18 protein-coding genes are annotated in these 15858 nt (G+C 72.8%); 6 read left to right on the plus strand and 12 right to left on the minus strand.

The window, feature by feature from the left end:
* Positions 1-209 precede the first annotated feature (209 nt).
* From ACFC1F_RS16190 to ACFC1F_RS16200, 3 genes are read right to left on the minus strand one after another with little or no spacing between them, the layout of a single operon-like run.
* Positions 210-617, minus strand: coding sequence for a VOC family protein (locus tag ACFC1F_RS16190; RefSeq protein ID WP_376158808.1), 408 nt, complete (start codon positions 615-617; stop codon positions 210-212).
* Between the two features lie 10 nt (positions 618-627).
* On the minus strand, positions 628-1092 hold the full coding sequence (locus tag ACFC1F_RS16195) for a helix-turn-helix transcriptional regulator (RefSeq protein WP_376158810.1): 465 nt from the start codon (positions 1090-1092) through the stop codon (positions 628-630).
* 23 nt (positions 1093-1115) lie between these two features.
* Positions 1116-1976, minus strand: a complete 861-nt coding sequence (locus tag ACFC1F_RS16200; RefSeq protein ID WP_376158812.1) for an NAD(+)/NADH kinase — start codon at positions 1974-1976, stop codon at positions 1116-1118.
* A 314-nt stretch (positions 1977-2290) separates the two neighbouring features.
* Between ACFC1F_RS16200 and ACFC1F_RS16205 the strand changes: the two genes are divergently transcribed.
* Entirely contained in the window at positions 2291-2650 is a 360-nt protein-coding gene (locus tag ACFC1F_RS16205; protein ID WP_209412413.1) for a UBP-type zinc finger domain-containing protein, read from the plus strand.
* Between the two features lie 43 nt (positions 2651-2693).
* On the opposite strand, the gene ACFC1F_RS16210 is transcribed toward ACFC1F_RS16205, so the two are convergent.
* Positions 2694-3638, minus strand: coding sequence for a DUF5996 family protein (locus ACFC1F_RS16210; RefSeq protein ID WP_376158814.1), 945 nt, complete (start codon positions 3636-3638; stop codon positions 2694-2696).
* Between the two features lie 263 nt (positions 3639-3901).
* Here ACFC1F_RS16210 and ACFC1F_RS16215 point away from each other — a divergent pair, with 263 nt between their 5' ends.
* Positions 3902-5740, plus strand: a complete 1839-nt coding sequence (locus ACFC1F_RS16215) for a glycoside hydrolase family 15 protein (protein WP_376158816.1) — start codon at positions 3902-3904, stop codon at positions 5738-5740.
* Here ACFC1F_RS16215 and ACFC1F_RS16220 read toward each other — a convergent pair.
* On the minus strand, positions 5715-6314 hold the full coding sequence (locus tag ACFC1F_RS16220) for a MarR family winged helix-turn-helix transcriptional regulator (protein ID WP_376158818.1): 600 nt from the start codon (positions 6312-6314) through the stop codon (positions 5715-5717). The genes ACFC1F_RS16215 and ACFC1F_RS16220 overlap by 26 nt on opposite strands.
* A 128-nt stretch (positions 6315-6442) precedes the next feature.
* Between ACFC1F_RS16220 and ACFC1F_RS16225 the strand changes: the two genes are divergently transcribed.
* On the plus strand, positions 6443-7018 hold the full coding sequence (locus ACFC1F_RS16225) for an NADPH-dependent FMN reductase (protein ID WP_376158820.1): 576 nt from the start codon (positions 6443-6445) through the stop codon (positions 7016-7018).
* 58 nt (positions 7019-7076) lie between these two features.
* Here the strand turns inward: ACFC1F_RS16225 and ACFC1F_RS16230 are convergent, their stop codons facing one another.
* Together ACFC1F_RS16230 and ACFC1F_RS16235 are read right to left on the minus strand one after the other, a co-directional pair.
* Positions 7077-7553 (minus strand): VOC family protein, encoded by a 477-nt coding sequence (locus ACFC1F_RS16230; RefSeq protein ID WP_376158822.1) that lies wholly within the window; start codon positions 7551-7553, stop codon positions 7077-7079.
* Positions 7554-7771: 218 nt separating this feature from the next.
* On the minus strand, positions 7772-8887 hold the full coding sequence (locus ACFC1F_RS16235; protein WP_376158824.1) for an FAD-dependent oxidoreductase: 1116 nt from the start codon (positions 8885-8887) through the stop codon (positions 7772-7774).
* Between the two features lie 79 nt (positions 8888-8966).
* On the opposite strand from ACFC1F_RS16235, the gene ACFC1F_RS16240 reads away from it, so the two are divergent.
* Complete coding sequence (locus ACFC1F_RS16240) at positions 8967-9647, plus strand: TetR/AcrR family transcriptional regulator (protein WP_376158826.1); 681 nt, start codon at positions 8967-8969, stop codon at positions 9645-9647.
* Between the two features lie 195 nt (positions 9648-9842).
* Here ACFC1F_RS16240 and ACFC1F_RS16245 read toward each other — a convergent pair whose 3' ends face one another.
* Positions 9843-11132: an MFS transporter gene (locus ACFC1F_RS16245; protein ID WP_376158828.1), complete on the minus strand. Its 1290-nt coding sequence runs from the start codon at positions 11130-11132 to the stop codon at positions 9843-9845.
* Complete coding sequence (locus ACFC1F_RS16250) at positions 11129-11761, minus strand: ArsR/SmtB family transcription factor (RefSeq protein WP_376158830.1); 633 nt, start codon at positions 11759-11761, stop codon at positions 11129-11131. Before ACFC1F_RS16250 ends, ACFC1F_RS16245 begins: the two co-directional genes overlap by 4 nt.
* Before the next feature lie 107 nt (positions 11762-11868).
* Between ACFC1F_RS16250 and ACFC1F_RS16255 the strand changes: the two genes are divergently transcribed.
* Entirely contained in the window at positions 11869-12579 is a 711-nt protein-coding gene (locus ACFC1F_RS16255) for a DUF2625 family protein (RefSeq protein WP_376158832.1), read from the plus strand.
* A gap of 625 nt (positions 12580-13204) precedes the next feature.
* Positions 13205-13948 (plus strand): PIG-L deacetylase family protein, encoded by a 744-nt coding sequence (locus ACFC1F_RS16260; RefSeq protein WP_209412393.1) that lies wholly within the window; start codon positions 13205-13207, stop codon positions 13946-13948.
* Here the strand turns inward: ACFC1F_RS16260 and ACFC1F_RS16265 are convergent.
* The 3 genes from ACFC1F_RS16265 to ACFC1F_RS16275 all read right to left on the minus strand — a co-directional run bounded on the left by ACFC1F_RS16265 (position 13945) and on the right by ACFC1F_RS16275 (position 15728).
* Positions 13945-14682 carry a DedA family protein gene (locus tag ACFC1F_RS16265; protein WP_376158834.1) on the minus strand — a complete coding sequence of 246 codons (738 nt, stop codon included), beginning with the start codon at positions 14680-14682 and terminating at the stop codon, positions 13945-13947. The two genes, ACFC1F_RS16260 and ACFC1F_RS16265, sit on opposite strands and share 4 nt — an antisense overlap.
* Positions 14683-14731: 49 nt before the next feature.
* The gene (locus ACFC1F_RS16270) at positions 14732-14926 is read right to left on the minus strand and encodes a DUF1918 domain-containing protein (protein WP_148641280.1); all 195 of its coding nucleotides are present in this window, start codon (positions 14924-14926) and stop codon (positions 14732-14734) included.
* Between the two features lie 124 nt (positions 14927-15050).
* The gene (locus ACFC1F_RS16275) at positions 15051-15728 is read right to left on the minus strand and encodes a TetR/AcrR family transcriptional regulator (protein WP_376158836.1); all 678 of its coding nucleotides are present in this window, start codon (positions 15726-15728) and stop codon (positions 15051-15053) included.
* Between the last annotated feature and the right edge of the window lie 130 nt (positions 15729-15858).

The following is a 15858-nucleotide window of genomic DNA, read 5'->3' on the forward strand; positions in this document are numbered from 1 at the left end:
GGAGGGGCCGACCTGTGTCGGCGATGTGATGTGTAACATAGTAATGTGAAATAGCATTCACAAGAGGGTGGGAAGTCCGTTACACATCCGTGCTGTAGTCGGCCCCTCCTGACGAGCAGCCGAAGAGGCCCCTCGGCGCTGGGGGCCGAGGGGCCTCTTCGGTTCCGTGCTGTGCGGGCGCCGGGCCCGCCGTGGATGTCCGGCCGGCGCTACTTCTTCGCCTGCGAGATCCGCACCATGTTGCCGGAGGGGTCGCGGAAGGCGCAGTCACGCGGGCCCCAGGCCTGGTCGATGGGCTCCTGGAGCACCTCGGCCCCGGAGGCCCGGACCTGCTCGAAGGCGGCGTCGAGATCGTCGGTGCGGAAGACGATCATCGGCAGCACGCCCTTGGTGAGCAGCGCCTGGAGGGCGTCGCCGTCGGCCTGGGAGCGGCCGGCGTGCGGCTCGGAGAGCACGAACTCCAGGTCCGGCTGGGCCGCGCTGCCGAGGGTGACCCACCGGTGCTCGCCCGAGGAGACGTCGTTGCGGACGTCCAGGCCGAGCGCGTCGCGGTAGAACGAGAGCGAGTCGTCCAGGTCGTTCACGGTGATGTGGCAGTACTGAAGTGCGATGTCCATGCGGGCAACGCTAGGCGGCGGACCGGTCGTCCGCTTCTCGATTCCTGCTCGATCCGCCCGCCGGTCCGCCCGTCGGTCCGCCGCGCGAAGGGCGGGTGCGCTGCTTCGCCACGCAGGCGGGCATCGCCGTGACGGCGGCGTGCTCACGACTGCGGTAGACGCTCGGGGTGACGCCCACCACCTCGGTGAAGCGCGAGCTGAAGGAGCCCAGCGACGTACAGCCGACCGTCATGCAGGCGTCGGTCACGCTCATGCCCGCGCGCAGCAGCGCCATCGCGCGCTCGATCCGGCGGGTCATGAGGTAGCTGTACGGGGTCTCGCCGTAGGCCGCCCGGAACTGCCGCGAGAAGTGTGCCGGCGACATCAGCGCGTGGCCGGCCATCGTGGGCACGTCGAGCGGACGTGCGTACTCCCGGTCGATCAGGTCCCGCGCGCGCCGCAGGTGCGCGAGGTTGGCCAGCTCTTCCGGGGTCATGGGTCAAGGGTACGGACCGGTGCTCAGCCGTGTTCCGCCGAGCCGGTGAGCCGGAGCTTGCGCTGGGCCCGCTGGTAGAACGTGGTGTGGCCGAGCCGGACGACGCGTGCGGCGGCGGGCAGCATGGTCACCTCGATGACGTCGCCCGGTGAGACGTGGCCGGCCAGGAGGCCGTCGGCCTCGACGGCGAGGTCGCCGCTGTGCGGCAGGACCTCCAGGTCGAGCCGCTCGCCGCTGGAGAGGAAGACGGAGCGGTTGAACGCGGCGTGCGGAGCCACGGGGGTGATCAGCAGCCCCTCCGCGTTGGGGGAGACGATCGGGCCGCCGGCGGAGAAGCTGTACGCGGTGGAGCCGGTCGGCGTGGCGACCACGACCGCGTCGGCGGTGTAGGCCACGAAGGGCTGACCCTGCACCCGTACGGCGACCGCCGCGGACTTGTGTCCCGGGCTGCGCAGGAGCACGACGTCGTTGAGCGCCGTCTCCTGGGCGGCCCCGAAGCGGGCGTGGACGCCGGAGCGGGCTTCCACGGTGAAGCGTCGGGCGTCGATGGCGTCCAGTGCGGCGGGCAGTTCCGGTATGTCGACCTCGGCGAGGAAGCCCAGGCGTCCGACGTTGACGCCCAGGACGGGCGCGTGGCCCCCGGTCGCGAGCCGCATGGCGCGCAGCATGGTGCCGTCCCCGCCGAGGCTGATCATCAGGTCGGCGCTCGTGGTCATCTCCTCGGCCCCGACCGGAATGGCGTCGCAGCCGATCCGTGCCACTTCCGCGGCCAGCCCCAGGACCTTCGTCCCCCGGGCCCGGCTCCAACGGACCACGGCCTCCACGGTGGGCGCGCAGGTGCGTTCGGGGTGGAGCACCAGCCCCACCGTGCCGATGAATCCCATCCGGAGCACCTCGATGTCGGCCGGGCCACTGTTGCTCCCTCCAGTCACGCACAGCCGGTCGCCACCTTCAAGGTCACCGCCGGGCCCTCGTGAACACGTCGGGGTCGCAGCCGACGCGACCGCTTCCCGTCGGCCCGGCCCGCCCGGGGCGACGGGAGGCGGTCGGCCCGGGCCGACGGGACCGCCCGCTGCTGCTCGCCGCGGAATCCCCGTGCGGGCCGGCTGGTTGGGATTCCAAGAGACGGTCCGACGGCTGCGGCCCCGACGTGCCGGACAGGCGCGCCCGGCCGAGCCCTCACCGGGAGGCGTGTCCCATGGCTGACAGCCCGATCCGGGGGATTGACCCCTCCGCGCGGCCGAGCGGAGAGGGGTGTGTGGAGTGCCTGGCGGGGGACGGGCCGGGGTGGTGGTTCCACCTGCGGCGCTGCGCCGCGTGCGGGCACATCGGCTGCTGCGACTCCTCGCCCTCGCAACACGGCACGAGGCATGCCCGGGAGGCGGGGCACCCGTTCCTCGCCAGTTTCGAGCCCGGTGAGGCGTGGTTGTGGAACGTCGAGACCGAGCAGTACTACGAGGGGCCGGAACTGGCGGCGCCCGCCGCGCATCCGGACTCGCAGCCGGTGCCCGGCCCGCGCGGCAAGGTCCCCGCCGACTGGCAGCTGCACCTGCACTGACGTACCCACAAGGGCGGGCCGGCAGCCGCGGGCACTGGCGTGCTCAGAGCGGCGGGGCCGGCAGCCGCGGGTCCGTGATCCCACCCGGGCAGGCGAGGCGGCCGACGTCCCAGCCGGCCCGGGCGGCCCCGGCCTGGTACGCGCTCTCGTAGAAGGCGAGCACGGCCGCTCTCGGATCGGGCCGGGTACGGGCGTCGTCGTAGCGCAGGACCGCCAGGTGGCTGTCGTTGAGTTCGATCCACCGGGCGGAAGCGGGAGTGAGCGGGTCCTCGGCCAGGTGCGCCGGCTCGGGAGTCGTGTAGGAGTAGAAGGCCGGTTCGCCCAGGTTGGCGTCCCCGGGCCAGAACCCGAAGCTGATCAGCTCCCGGGAGTACGCCTCGCGGGTCACCGGGTCCACCTGCGCCGGCTGGTCGAGGGCGCTTCCGGAGAACCGGGTGTGGGCGATGTCGAGCGAGTGCCAGAAGAGGTGGACGGGGCTGACCTTGCCCGAGAACCGCGCCGCGAACTCCTCCAGCACCAGCCCGACCTGGCCGAGCACCTGCCAGTAGCGGTTCGCCCAGGCGGGATCGTAGGTCGCGTGCTCGAAGTCCTCGGCGAACGGGCGGTCGGAGTCGGCCAGTCGGTAGGGCCGGGGAACCGGGATCTCCACCCGGACGCCCGAGGCCGCCAGCGTCTCCAGGGTCTGCCGGTAGAACGAGGCGACGGACAGGCCGGTGAGGGGGAAGGACGCCGCCCTGCCGTCCGCCGTCGCGACGACCAGCCGGTGGTCGACGAAGTCGAAGTCGACGGTGAAGACCGGGTTGCCGTCGACCAGTCCCATGGGCCGGGTGGTGATCCCGCGCCCGGTGAGGTGGAAGGGGACGTTCCACCAGTGGTTGCGCCGCACGCTCGCCGCGAGACGGACCTTGCCCACCACCTGCGCGAAGCGGTGCAGCGTCTCCTTCGTGTCCCGCCACTCGGCGAGCGGCATCGGTGGGAACAGCTCCATCGTGTGTCCCTCCTGTCCGTCGGCCGCAGTTCCATGATGACCACGGTGGTCCGGACGGTGCAGACCGGAGGCCGGATCCGGCGCCCCGGCAGCGGCTTCGGAGGGTCACGCCCGCCGGGCCGCGACGAGGTTCGGTCGGCAGCCGGTCGGCGTGCTCCGCTCCCGCGGCCTCCCGGCTCGCCTCGGCGCTGCGACACGCCGCGATCTAGCATGAGACGAGAGGTTCGGCTCGATGCCCCGCACCACGGGGTGAGGAGGCCGCCATGGCGCAGTACGGCAGCGGCGGATTCGGGCAGCCGGACGGTTCCCGGTATCCGCCGATCTCCGAGCACGGCCTGATCGGCGATCTCCGTACCGCCGCGCTCGTCGCCACCGACGGCACCATCGACTGGTACTGCTGCCCGCGCTTCGACGCACCCAGCGTGTTCGCGTCCATACTCGACGCCGACCGGGGCGGCAGCTTCGAACTGTCCGCGGACGTGCCGGCCCGGACCCGGCAGTTCTACTTCCCCGACACCAACGTCCTGATCACCCGGTTCTTCGCCGCGGACGGGGTGGCGGAGATCCAGGACTTCATGCCCGTCGTCGACGAGTCCCGCGAGGCGGGCCGTCACCGACTGATCCGGCGGGTGGTGTGCGTCCGCGGGGTGCTCCCGTTCAGGGCGCGGATCGCCCCGCGCTTCGGCTACGGCGCCGAAGCGCACACCGTGCAACTCGACGGCCACGAGGCCGTGTTCCGCTCGCCGTCACTGACGCTCGCACTGACCTCCACCGCACCCCTGGAGGGCGAGGGGGTGGACGTGCGGTCGCACTTCAAGCTCCTCGAGGGCGAGTCGCACGTGTTCGCCCTCGACCGGATCGGCGACGGCGTCCCGGCCCGGTCGTGTCCGCGTGCCGAGGCGCAGGAGCAGGCCGAGGCGACCGTCCGGTTCTGGCGTCACTGGCTGTCCCGCTCGCAGTACCACGGGCGGTGGCGGGAGATGGTGCACCGCTCCGCGCTCGTGCTGAAGCTGCTCACCTACGCGCCCACCGGCGCGATCATCGCCGCGCCGACCACCAGCCTGCCCGAGCAGGTCGGCGGCGAGCGCAACTGGGACTACCGCTACGTCTGGGTCCGCGACGCCGCCTTCTGCATCTACGCCCTGCTCCGCCTCGGGTTCACCTCGGAGGCCGAGGCGTTCATGGGCTTCATCTCCGAGCACGGGATCATGCGGGGTACCAGGGAGACCGGCCCGCTGCAGATCATGTACGGCATCGACGGGAGCTGCGACCTGCCCGAGTACGAGCTGTCCCACCTGGAGGGGTACCTCGGGTCCGCGCCGGTCCGGGTGGGGAACGCCGCCACGAGGCAGCTCCAGCTGGACATCTACGGCGCGCTGATCGACTCCGTCTACCTCTACGACAAGTGGGGGCAGCCGATCAGCAGCGGTCACTGGGACGAGGTCGGCGCCGTGGTGGACTGGCTCTGCGACCACTGGGACCAGCCCGACGAGGGGGTCTGGGAGACCCGTGGGGGCCGGCGCAACTTCGTGTACTCGCGGCTGATGTGCTGGGTCGCGCTGGAGCGGGCGATCCGGGTGGCGAACCGGCGCGGGCTCCCCGCCGACCTGCTCCGCTGGCGGCAGTGCCGCGACGCGATCTACCGGCAGATCATGGCCCGCGGCTGGTCGGCCGAGCGCGGCGCGTTCGTCCAGGGGCTGGACCACGAAGTCCTCGACGCGTCCCTGCTGATGATGCCGATGGCCAAGTTCATCTCGCCCACCGACCCCAAGTGGCTCTCCACCCTGGACGCGCTCACCTCGGACCTGGTCTCCGACTCGCTGGTCTACCGCTACGACCCGGAGGCCAGTCCGGACGGACTCCGGGGCTCCGAGGGCACCTTCTCGATCTGCTCCTTCTGGTACGTCGAGGCGCTGGCCCGAGCGGGCCGGCTGGAGGAGGCCCGGCTGGCCTTCGAGAAGATGCTCACCTACGCCAACCACGTCGGCCTGTTCGCCGAGGAGATCGGCCGGACCGGCGAACAACTCGGCAACTTCCCCCAGGCGTTCACCCATCTCTCGCTGATCAGCGCCGCGTTCAACCTGGACCGCGCCCTGGGCTGACGGTGGCGTCACCGGAGTCCGCCCCGACGTCGCACGAGTCGGCGCCGACCTCGCAGGAGTCCGGGCCGACGTCGCAGGACAGGCCGCCCGGTTCGCCCTCCGCGACGGTGCGGGCGAGCCGCGCGAGCAGGGAGCGCAGGACCGCCCGTTCGTCCTCGTCGAGGACGGAGAGCAGCGCGTCCTCCGCCGCCCTCACCTGTCGTTGGAGGTCACGGAGGGTTTCGACGCCCAGGGGGGTCGCGACGATCCTGCGGCGGCGCCGGTCGGCAGGGTCGAGCCGGCGTTCCACCAGGCCCGCCGCCACCAGGTCGTCGAGCAGGTAGGTCATCACCGTGCGGTCGATCCGCAGGTAGCCGGCCAGCGCGATCTGGTTCGGCCCGTCGCCCTCGACCACGGCCGCGAGCGTCTGAAAGCCGCGGGCGCCCCGGGCGACGCCCGCGAGCACCGGGGAGACGGCGGTCCGGTAGGCATGCGCCACCGCCATGAGCGAGAAGCCGAGGTCCTCCGTGAGGTCGGGACACCCGGCTGCCGACGTGGTCTGCGCCCCGCTGCCCGTACCAGGAATGCTGCGCATACCAGGAATGATAGGCAGCGGCCCGCTGTTGGCGAGACTGTCTGCTCCGCAGACGATCTGCCGGGCAGCACGAACTCCGCAGGTGCCGGTCGTGCCAGGCACCGCGAACGAGGAAGGCCAGGCCCGTCATGCTCAAGATCGGCATCATCCTCGGCAGCACCCGCCCCAACCGCAACGGCGAACAGGTCGCCACGTGGGTGCTCGACATCGCATCGCGCCGCACCGACGCCGCGTTCGAGCTCATCGACCTCCGCGACCACCCGTTGCCGCACCTCGACGAGCCCGTTCCGCCGTCCCTGGGGAACTACCGGAACGAGCACACCCGGCGGTGGGCGGAGGAGATCGCATCGTTCGACGGCTTCGTCATCGTGACGCCGGAGTACAACCACGGCATCCCCGGCGTGCTGAAGAACGCGCTCGACTTCCTCTACGCCGAGTGGAACAACAAGGCGGTCGGCTACGTGTCCTACGGCGCGGTCGGCGGCGTCCGCGCCGTCGAACAGCTGCGCCTGGTCGCCGCCGAGCTCCAGATGGCCGACGTACGCCAGCAGGTCGCGCTGTCCCTGATCACCGAGTTCGAGGGCTACCACGTCTTCAAGCCCGGCGACTACAACCTGCCCGCCCTGAACACGATGCTCGACCAGGTCGTCGCCTGGAGCACCGCACTGGCGCCGCTGCGCGCCCCGTCACCCGTCGCGGCGTGAGCGGAACGGCAGCCGTCTGCCCGGACCGTGCGGCGCGGGCGGGCGGCGACGAGCCCGGTCAGCTGTCGCCCGGCAGGGACTCCATGGCCTCCCTGGCCCGCTTCTCCAGCTCCGCCGGCGGCACGTCCTCCACATGGGTGGCCACGTGCCACCGATGGCCGAACGGGTCCTCGAACTGCCCGGACCGGTCGCCGTAGAACTGGTCCTTCACCGGATCCAGCTCCGTGGCGCCCCCGGCGAGGGCCCGGGCGAAGGCCGCGTCGACGTCCTCCACGTAGACGTAGAGGTGCACCGACGTGCCGCCCACCGTCTTCGGCCCGCGGAATCCCATCTCCGGGAACTCGTCCGCGAGCATGACGACCGAGTTGCCGATCTGGAGCTCGGCGTGACCGAGCTTGCCGCCGGGCGCCGGCGACCTCATGCGCTCCGTCGCACCGAGGACGGAGACGTAGAAGTCGATCGCGGCTGCCGCTCCGTCGACGCAGAGATACGGCGTGACGCGCGGATGGTTCTCCGGAACGGGCTTGACGCTCACTTGCTCCGCCTTCCGATCGGTAATGATCATTCCGATGCCTTGTGCGACCACAGGATCGAACGAATCGGGCATATCGGACTCCTGGGTCAGAATAACCTCGCCGGCCGCGACGGCATCCGAGCGCCCGGTCACCGACCGGCGACGGGGCGGATCACCGCCTGGTGGGACGCCTGGCGCCACGCCGGAGCCCTGGATCGCCTCGCCGCACCCGCCTGCCCTCAGGCGGGTTGGAAGAACGCGAGCATCTTCCGGCCGGCGTCCGGCGACGCCAGCATCTCCTGCATGGACGCGGACTGTCGGCCGACGGCGCCGGTGCGGTCGAACATCTCGCGTTCGTACTCCTCGACGGCGGCGGGGAGGTCGTCCGGGCGGGCGGCCAGTGCGAGGCCGAGCAGGGCGCCGTCGAGCATCGCCATGTTGGCGCCCTGCCCCACCGGGGGCATCAGGTGGGCGGCGTCGCCGAGGAGGGTGATGCCCGGGTTCGAGGGCCAGGTCAGGCCGACCGGGAGGGTGGTGATCGAGCGGGTCAGGACCGTGTCCCCGCAGGCTGCGATCAGGGCGGTGAACCGTGGGTCCCAGCCGGCGAACAGGTCGATCAGGCGTGCCCGGGCGGTGGCCGGGTCGTCGAACGGGATCCCGCTGGTGGCGAGCCAGTTCTCGGCGGTGTCGTAGAAGCTGAGGTACACGCGTACCCGGCCGTCGCCGTTCCGCTGGGCCGACAGGGACTGCCCGTTGCCGAGCACCCAGTAGTTGCCGCGTCCGACCATGGTGGCGAGGTCGGGGTGGGTGAGGTCGATGTCGGGGATGGCGAGCTCGACGACGCTCTGGCCGGTGTGCACCGGCCGGGTGTCGGTGAGGAGGGCGCGGACCCGGGAGTTCGCGCCGTCGGCGCCGACCAGCAGGTCGCACGTCGTACGGCTGCCGTCGGCGAAGCGCAGGAGGCCGTGGTCGGCGGACTCGAACGCGTGCCCCCAGTGCACCGCGTGTGCGGGGAGGGAGTCCAGCAGGAGGTTGCGCAGGTCGGCGCGGTCGACCTCGGGCCGATCCGACGGCGCGCCGTCGGGCGTGTCCTCCTGCAGCAGCAGGGTGCCGTCCGGTTCGAGGAGGCGCAGGTCCTGGCCCTGGGGGCGGGCGATCGCGTGGAACCCGTCGATCAGGCCGGCCTCGCGCAGTGCCCGCTGGCCGGTCCCGGTGTGCAGGTCGAGCATGCCGCCCTGGTTGCGCGCGCCGGGCGAGGGTTCACGTTCGTGGACGACGGCGTCGATGCCGTGCAGGTGCAGCACGCGGGCCAGGGTCAGGCCGCCCAGGCCGGCTCCGATGATGGCGATGGTCATGAGTCCCCCGATTCACCGTATTGATCGATACACTGTATCGACGCTGTCACCGTATCACTCAGGCGGTATTGTCAGCGGCATGTTGGTGTGGGAACGACCGGAGCCGCCGGATCGACCGGTGCTGGGCCCGCTGAGCCGGGAGCGGATCGTACGAGCGGCGATCGGGCTGGCCGATGCGGACGGCCTGGAGGCGGTGTCGCTGCGCAAGGTCGCCGCCGCGCTGGAAGTCGGGCCGATGCGGCTCTACGGCTACATCGCCACCAAGGAGGAGTTGCTCGACCTGATGGTCGACGCGGTCCACGCCGAGATCCGGCCGACCGGCGACGGCTGGCGAGAGGCGCTGCGCTCCCTCGCCGAGGCCACCCGACAGGCCGTCCAACGGCACGAATGGCTCGCCGACCTGATCGGCGGGCGGCCGCAGCTCGGACCGAACACGCTGGCCTGCGGGGAGGCCGTGGCGGCCGCGATGGGCGGCGTCGACCTGGACGCCGCCGTGCCGGCGATCTCCGCGGTCAACGCCTACGTGATCGGCGCGGTGCGCCGGGAGATCACCGAGCGGCGCGCCGAGCGGGCCACCGGGATGGACAAGGAGCAGTGGCAGGCGACCTTCGGGCCGTACCTGCAGCGCACCTTCGCCACGGGCCGCTTCCCCGCGCTGGCCACGGTCGTCCGCGACGGCCCTCACCCGGACGCCGACCAGACCTTCCGGACCGGCCTCGACTTCCTCCTCGACGGCATCGGAGCCCGCATCTCAAGCTGACGCGCGGCCGAGGGGCCGGACGGGCACCGCCGTTGGCACCGGGTCGGCGCCCACGCACGGCGACGGCGCAAGCTCACGCACGGAGACTTCCGGCTCGGGCGGTGACTTCGCGCGAGCGACAACTCCGCCGGACGGTCGGCGGATTCGGTGCGCCGGCCCCATCCGCGGCGGGCCGGCGGGCCGGCGGTGCGCAGGTCAGGCCGGGGTCGAGGTGCTGGGGGCGGACGTGCCGGCGGTGCTGCGCGTGCGGGCGGCGGGGAAGTCCCGGGTGCGCCCGACGGGGGAGAACAGCAGGATCAGGGCGGCGAGCGGGACGCCGGCGGCGGTGAGCCACATCGCGGGGCGCAGGCCGAGCGTCGTACCGAGGACGCCGGCGAGGACGGCGCCGAGCGGGATGGTGCCGTAGTTGAGGACGGCGGCGCTGGCGGTGATCCTGCCGAGCAGTCCGGGCGGGCAGTAGCTCTGCAGGAAGCCCGACTTGAGGACGTTGCCCGCGACCACCCCGGCGGAGACGCTGAACCCGCCCGCGAGGTAGAGCAGCACGCCGGCGCCGCCGGTGGTGAGCGGGATCAGCAGGGCGAGGCCGGACAGGCCCAGTTCGAAGAGGAGCATCGCACGGGCGGTGCCGATCCGGGCGGCGGCCCGGCGGGCGGCGAACGCCCCGGCGATGCCGCCGCTCGCCGCGACCGCGATCAGCCCGCCGACCGTGCCGGAGGCGAGCCCGACCTCGCGGACCAGGAAGGCGACCTGGATCGACTGGTACCCCATCAGCGCCAGGTTGGAGGCGGCGCCGAACAGCGTCAGCGTGCGCAGCCAGCGGTCCCCGGCGACCAGGCGCAGGCCCTCGCCGACCTCGCGTCGCAACGCGCGCTCCCTGCGCGGGGCCGGGGTCTCGCGGTGGCGGATCCGGGCCAGGCAGACGAGCGAGACCAGGAAGGTGGCGGCGTTGGCGAGCATGCCGTTCACCGCGCCCGCGAACTGGGCGATCAGACCGCCGGAGCCGAGGCCCGCGATCTGGGCGGCGGAGGCGCTGCCGTGGAGTTTGGCGTTGCCCTCGGGCTGGTCGGCCGGGTCGAGCAGGTCGGGCAGGTACGCGGTGTAGGCGGTCTGGAAGAAGACGGCGGCGGTGCCCGTCAGCAGCGAGACGGCCAGCAGCAGGCCGATGCTCAGATGGCCGAGCCGGTCGGCCACCGGGACGGCGAGGAACAGCAGCAGTGAGACGGCGGCGGTGGCCAGCATGACGGGCCGGCGGGCTAAGCGGTCCACCCAGACACCGGCCGGCAGGCCGATCACCAGCCACGGCGCCCAGGCGGCGGCGTTGAGCAGGCTGATCTGCAGGGTGGAGGCGTTCAGGTCGGAGACGGCGATCAGTGGCAGGGCCACTCCGGTGACGGAGGCGCCGAACTTCCCGGCGGTCTCGCCGGACCAGAGCAGGCGGAAGTCGCGGTTGCGGCGCAGCAGTCCGCCGCGTGCGCCGCGGCTCACTCGGTGCCCCGGGGCCGGCGCGGGAAGGACTGGAGCTGCACCACGACCGGCAGCGCGCCCGGGTCGGGCACGCTGCCCGGGTCCGCGGTGTGGCGGGCGATGACCTCGGCCAACTCCTCGTTGAGTGCCTGGAGTTGTGTGGGCGTCAGGTGCAGCTTGGTCCAGTCCGAGATGGTGCCGACGTTGCGCCACTCGTCCTCCCACTCCTCGTTGACGTAGGAGGTGACCCGGTTGAAGTACTGCTGCACCAGCTCGTGCATGTAGAGGGAGAGCGCGCCGCGGGTCTCGGGGTCGTCGCGGAAGTCCGCGGTTTCGAGCCGGTTGGCCACGGGCACCCGGCGCCACCAGCGTTCGCGCTTGGTGCCGCGGCCGGTCTCCTCCTCGATGAAGCCGTGCTCGGCGAGGTGGCGCAGGTGCCAGCTGACGGTGCCGGTGTTCTCGCCGAGCCGCTCGGCGAGCCGGGTGGCGGTGGACGGGCCGTCCAGGTTGAGCAGTTCGAAGATCTGCATCCGCAGCGGGTGGGCCAGTCCGCGAAGGCTCCGGGCGTCGATCCGGCGCTGCGGCCGGGCGTGCGGGGCGGGCTGTTCCGGCTGTTCGGGGTGCTCGGGGTGTTCGGGACTCTCGCTCATGACGCCATCGTAGGTTGCAGAGGATCCTCTGCATAGAGGTGTCTGCAGAGAATCCTCTGCAACATGGAGATGACGGTCCGCGGCGCCGGCTCTGCGATCATGCCGGGATGCGATCACTGGTGGAGCTGACAGAGGTGGACGACCCGGCCTGGCCGGTGCTGGAGGAGCTGTTCGGGGGCGGCGCCGCGGAGGTCGAGGTCTGCCCGGCCGACCCGGCCCGCGGACCGGTCGGGCTGGAACAACTCCAGGTCACCACCAGGTCGTTCCTCGGCGCGGTGGTCGCCCACAGCGGCGGCCTGCTGCTGGACGGTGGCTGGCTGCGGATCTACGGCGGGCCGGGCGGGCTGCCGTCGCTGGCCGAGGTCAACGCCTTTCCTGCGGCCGTCGACCCCGACTGGCGGCCGGCCGACGGGCTGGTCGTCGCCCACGACCTCCTTGGCGGGGTCTTCGCGCTCAACGGCATGGAACCGGAGCGGCCCGGGGCGCCGGGGGAGATCGTCTACTTCGCGCCCGACAGCCTGGAGTGGGAGGCGCTCGGCGCCGGGTACGCGGCCTGGCTGGAGTGGCTGCTGTCGGGGGCGCTCGACCAGTTCTACGAGAGCCTGCGCTGGCCGGGCTGGCGGGAGGAGACGGCCGGGCTGGCCGCGCACCAGGGTGTGGCGGTCTACCCGTTCCTCTGGACGGAGCAGGCCCGGGAGGATCTCGCCGGCACCACCCGCAAGCCGGTGCCGATGGCCGAACTCCTCGGCATCGCGGGTGACTTCTGCGCCCAGCTGGGCGTGGCCGACCCGGGCTTCCTCGGGCGGGTCGGCCAGTAGAGGCCGGTCGACAGAGGCCGGTCGGTAGAGGCCGGTCGGTAGAGCCGCCTCGCCGCGGCCGAGTCCTCGGGCTGCTCCCCCGACGCGCCAGCTGCCCGGCCGGCGCCCCGACCAGGGCGAACCGTGCACCCGGCCGGGCCGCGCCGACGGCGGCGGTGAGCTGCTCGCCGCCGACGGTGTCCAGCAGCACGTCGATGCCGTCCGGCGCGGCCCCGGCCGGCTGCTCGCCGATCGGCCCGGCACCGCGGACCAGCACCTCGTTCGGCGCCGGCGCGGCGAGCGGGGTCTCGACGAGCGCGAAGTGCGCGGGAGTGGGCAGCCCGTCGGGGGCGGTGCGGAGCCGGACCTCGCGGGCGGTGGTCGGGAGCGGCATGGTGGAACTCCAGGAGGAACACGGCAGCGGCCGTCCCGCTGCGGGTGCCGGGACGCCAACCCCTGACCTGCGGGTCAGGGGCAAGGGCGCAGGGAGCCCTGGCAGGACGGAGTCTGACGGAGTGTTCGGCGGACGAGGGGATCGGTGATCTTCTAGAGTCACCATCGGTACGACCGTATGACTGCAACGGGCGCCATGACCGCGCCGACAGTGCCGACAGCACCGCGTGCACCACGGAGAGGCAGCACCACCATGAGCGAGCAACAGGCCCCCGAGCCGTTCGAGCACGTCACCGAGGACTGGCAGACCGCACTGGCGGTCGTCGCCCACCCCGACGACATGGAGTACGGCGGTGCCGCCGCCGTCGCCCGTTGGACGTCGCAGGGCAAGAAGGTCGTCTATCTGATGGTCACCAGCGGCGAGGCCGGCATCGACTCGCTGAGCCCCGAGGAGTGCGGGCCGCTGCGCGAGGCCGAACAGATCGCCTCGGCCGCCGTGGTCGGCGTCGACACCGTCGAGTTCCTCGGTCACCCGGACGGAGTACTGGAGTACGGGCTGCCGCTGCGCCGCGACATCGCCCGCGCGGTCCGCCGACACCGCCCGGACATCGTCATCACCAGCAACTTCCGCGAGACGTACGGCGGGACCTTCCTCAACCAGGCCGACCACATCGCCGTCGGCCGGGCCACCCTGGACGCGGTGCGGGACGCCGGCAACCGGTGGGTGTTCCGCGAGCTGACGGCCGAGGGCCACGAGCCGTGGAACGGCGTGCGCGAGGTCTGGGCGGTCGCCTCGCCCGACGCCCGGCACGCCGTGGACACCACCGACCACTTCGAGCAGGGCGTCGCCTCGCTGGCCGAGCACAAGGCGTACCTGGCCGGACTGGGCGGCGCGATGGGCGACCCGCGCGAGTTCCTGGAGGGCTTCGGCCGGGGCGCCGGCAGCCGGCTCGGGACGCGCTTCGCCGTCCCGTTCGAGGTGTTCCCGCTCCGCTAGGGCCCCGGGCGCCCGGACTCCGGGCCCTCGGATTCCCGCCCCTCGGACCCCGCGTCCGGGCCGGGGCCCGGTTCCGGGCCCTCGTCCGCATGCTCGCGCCGCCCGCCGTCCGGCCTGCGGCGGCGCAGCAGGTGGCGGACGACGAGGGCCGCGCAGACGACGACGAGGGCGATCAGCAGCCAGAGCTGGTAGCGGACCGCCGTCCGGTACACCGCGCCGATGTTGGCGCCGGCCAGGTAGCCGAAGGCGGACCAGACGCCGACCCAGAGCGCGGCCCCGAGCACGTTGAACGGCTGGAACCGCCGCCAGGGCATCTCGGTCGTGCCGGCGATGATGCCGTTGGTCTGGCGCAGGCCGTCCACGAAGCGGGCGATCGTGACGACCTTGCCGCCGTGCCGGGCGAAGAAGCCGTCGGCGCGCTCCATCCGGGCCGGGGTGAGCAGGACGTAGCGGCCCCAGCGGTGGACGAAGGCGCGGCCGCCGGTGCTGCCGATCAGGTAGCCGAGGCTGTTCCCGACGACCGCGGCGGCGAAGGCGATCACCACGACGGCGGCGAGGCTGAGGTGCCCGGCGCCCGCGTAGACGGCGGCGAGCACCAGGACGGTCTGGCCGGGCGCCGGGATGCCGCAGTTGTCGAGCAGCACGAAGAACGCCACGGCCAGGTAGCCGTACTGGTCGAGCAGGGGTGCGAGCCCGGCGAGCGCGCCGGGCAGTGCGGGGGCGGGGGCGGACACGTGAGTCACCACCCCGCGCCGCAGGCACGCGGGGTGGTGGCCGCCTGGGTCAGCGGAGCGCCTGGCGGGGTTCGATGTTGCAGTCGGGACCGGGGTAGATCAGGCCCGTGTGGCCGTCCTCGAAGCGGACCACGTACGGCGGCTCGCCCTCGGCGCCGCGCACCTCGATGATCTCGCCCTTCTGGTCGACCATGCCCACCGACCTGCTGTGGATGTGGAGCTGGTCACCTACCGCTGCGTGCATGGTCTTGCTCCTCGGGTAGCGGTGGCCGCGCGGGCGGCCGTTCTGCTTCCACTCTGCTGCGGTCCGCGCGGGCTCGCAACGGCGTGGCGTGCGGGAACCGGTGCCGCGGCCGGCCGGCCGTCGCTCAGCGCGGGCCGACGGGTTCGGTGAGGTAGCGGCGGACCAGCCGCTTGGACTCGGCGATCATGGCCGGGTCGCCGTCCGGGGCGCAGCGGAAGGCGAGCTTGAGCACGGCGTCCGCCGCCTCCAGGGCCACCCGCAGGCGCAGCGTGACCACTGCCGGGTCCGCCGCCGCGAACAGTTCGCCGCCGAGCGCCTGGAGGCGCAGGGCGACGGCGGTGTTGTTGTCCAGTTCGGCGTCGATCAGGTGCCGGTCGTCCCGGACCCCGGTGGACACGGCGGCGTCGGCGAGCCCGAAGTCCACCTGGCCGAAGCCGGGCACGGTGCGCTTCATCGCCACGAACTCGTCCACGGCGAGGTCGGTGAACCCGGCCGGCCCGGGCGGGACCCCGGCGCCCAGCCGCCGGTCGAGGCGCTGGAGGTAGTGGTCGAGGTTGCGGCCGGCGAGCGCGGCCAGCAGGTCCTCCTTGCCGGCGAAGAACTGGTACAGCGTGCCGATCGGCACCTGGGCGCGGTGCGCGACCTCCTTGGTGGTGAGCGCGGTGGCCCCGACCTCGTCGAGCAGCCCGGCGCAGGCGTCCAGGATCCGGCCGTAGCGCTCCTGGCTGCGCTGCTGCACCGGCCGCCGGCGGCCGGCGGCGCGCTGCCCGGGGGCGAGGTGACTCCTGGTGTCCGCGCTCATGGGGCCACTGTGCCGCATCCGGCGCCGTCGCGGCCAATCACGAACGCGAGCACTGCGACATCCGGCCTCGGCCCCCCCGCCACCACGGCGGGCGGCGGGCCGAGGCCGGCCACAGGCGGCCTGCTGCCAG

It is taken from the genome of Kitasatospora sp. NPDC056181, assembly GCF_042266225.1.
In the GTDB taxonomy this organism is placed as follows: Bacteria; Actinomycetota; Actinomycetes; order Streptomycetales; family Streptomycetaceae; genus Kitasatospora.

Bases quoted from the DNA above. Each gene is read 5' to 3' on its own strand.
- ACFC1F_RS16190 (WP_376158808.1), bottom strand. From the start codon at position 617: ATGGACATCGCACTTCAGTACTGCCACATCACCGTGAACGACCTGGAC.
- ACFC1F_RS16195 (WP_376158810.1), bottom strand. From the start codon at position 1,092: ATGACCCCGGAAGAGCTGGCCAACCTCGCGCACCTGCGGCGCGCGCGG.
- ACFC1F_RS16200 (WP_376158812.1), bottom strand. From the start codon at position 1,976: ATGGGATTCATCGGCACGGTGGGGCTGGTGCTCCACCCCGAACGCACC.
- ACFC1F_RS16205 (WP_209412413.1), top strand. From the start codon at position 2,291: ATGGCTGACAGCCCGATCCGGGGGATTGACCCCTCCGCGCGGCCGAGC.
- ACFC1F_RS16210 (WP_376158814.1), bottom strand. From the start codon at position 3,638: ATGGAGCTGTTCCCACCGATGCCGCTCGCCGAGTGGCGGGACACGAAG.
- ACFC1F_RS16215 (WP_376158816.1), top strand. From the start codon at position 3,902: ATGGCGCAGTACGGCAGCGGCGGATTCGGGCAGCCGGACGGTTCCCGG.
- ACFC1F_RS16220 (WP_376158818.1), bottom strand. From the start codon at position 6,314: ATGCGCAGCATTCCTGGTACGGGCAGCGGGGCGCAGACCACGTCGGCA.
- ACFC1F_RS16225 (WP_376158820.1), top strand. From the start codon at position 6,443: ATGCTCAAGATCGGCATCATCCTCGGCAGCACCCGCCCCAACCGCAAC.
- ACFC1F_RS16235 (WP_376158824.1), bottom strand. From the start codon at position 8,887: ATGACCATCGCCATCATCGGAGCCGGCCTGGGCGGCCTGACCCTGGCC.
- ACFC1F_RS16240 (WP_376158826.1), top strand. From the start codon at position 8,967: ATGTTGGTGTGGGAACGACCGGAGCCGCCGGATCGACCGGTGCTGGGC.
- ACFC1F_RS16250 (WP_376158830.1), bottom strand. From the start codon at position 11,761: ATGAGCGAGAGTCCCGAACACCCCGAGCACCCCGAACAGCCGGAACAG.
- ACFC1F_RS16255 (WP_376158832.1), top strand. From the start codon at position 11,869: ATGCGATCACTGGTGGAGCTGACAGAGGTGGACGACCCGGCCTGGCCG.
- ACFC1F_RS16260 (WP_209412393.1), top strand. From the start codon at position 13,205: ATGAGCGAGCAACAGGCCCCCGAGCCGTTCGAGCACGTCACCGAGGAC.
- ACFC1F_RS16270 (WP_148641280.1), bottom strand. From the start codon at position 14,926: ATGCACGCAGCGGTAGGTGACCAGCTCCACATCCACAGCAGGTCGGTG.
- ACFC1F_RS16275 (WP_376158836.1), bottom strand. From the start codon at position 15,728: ATGAGCGCGGACACCAGGAGTCACCTCGCCCCCGGGCAGCGCGCCGCC.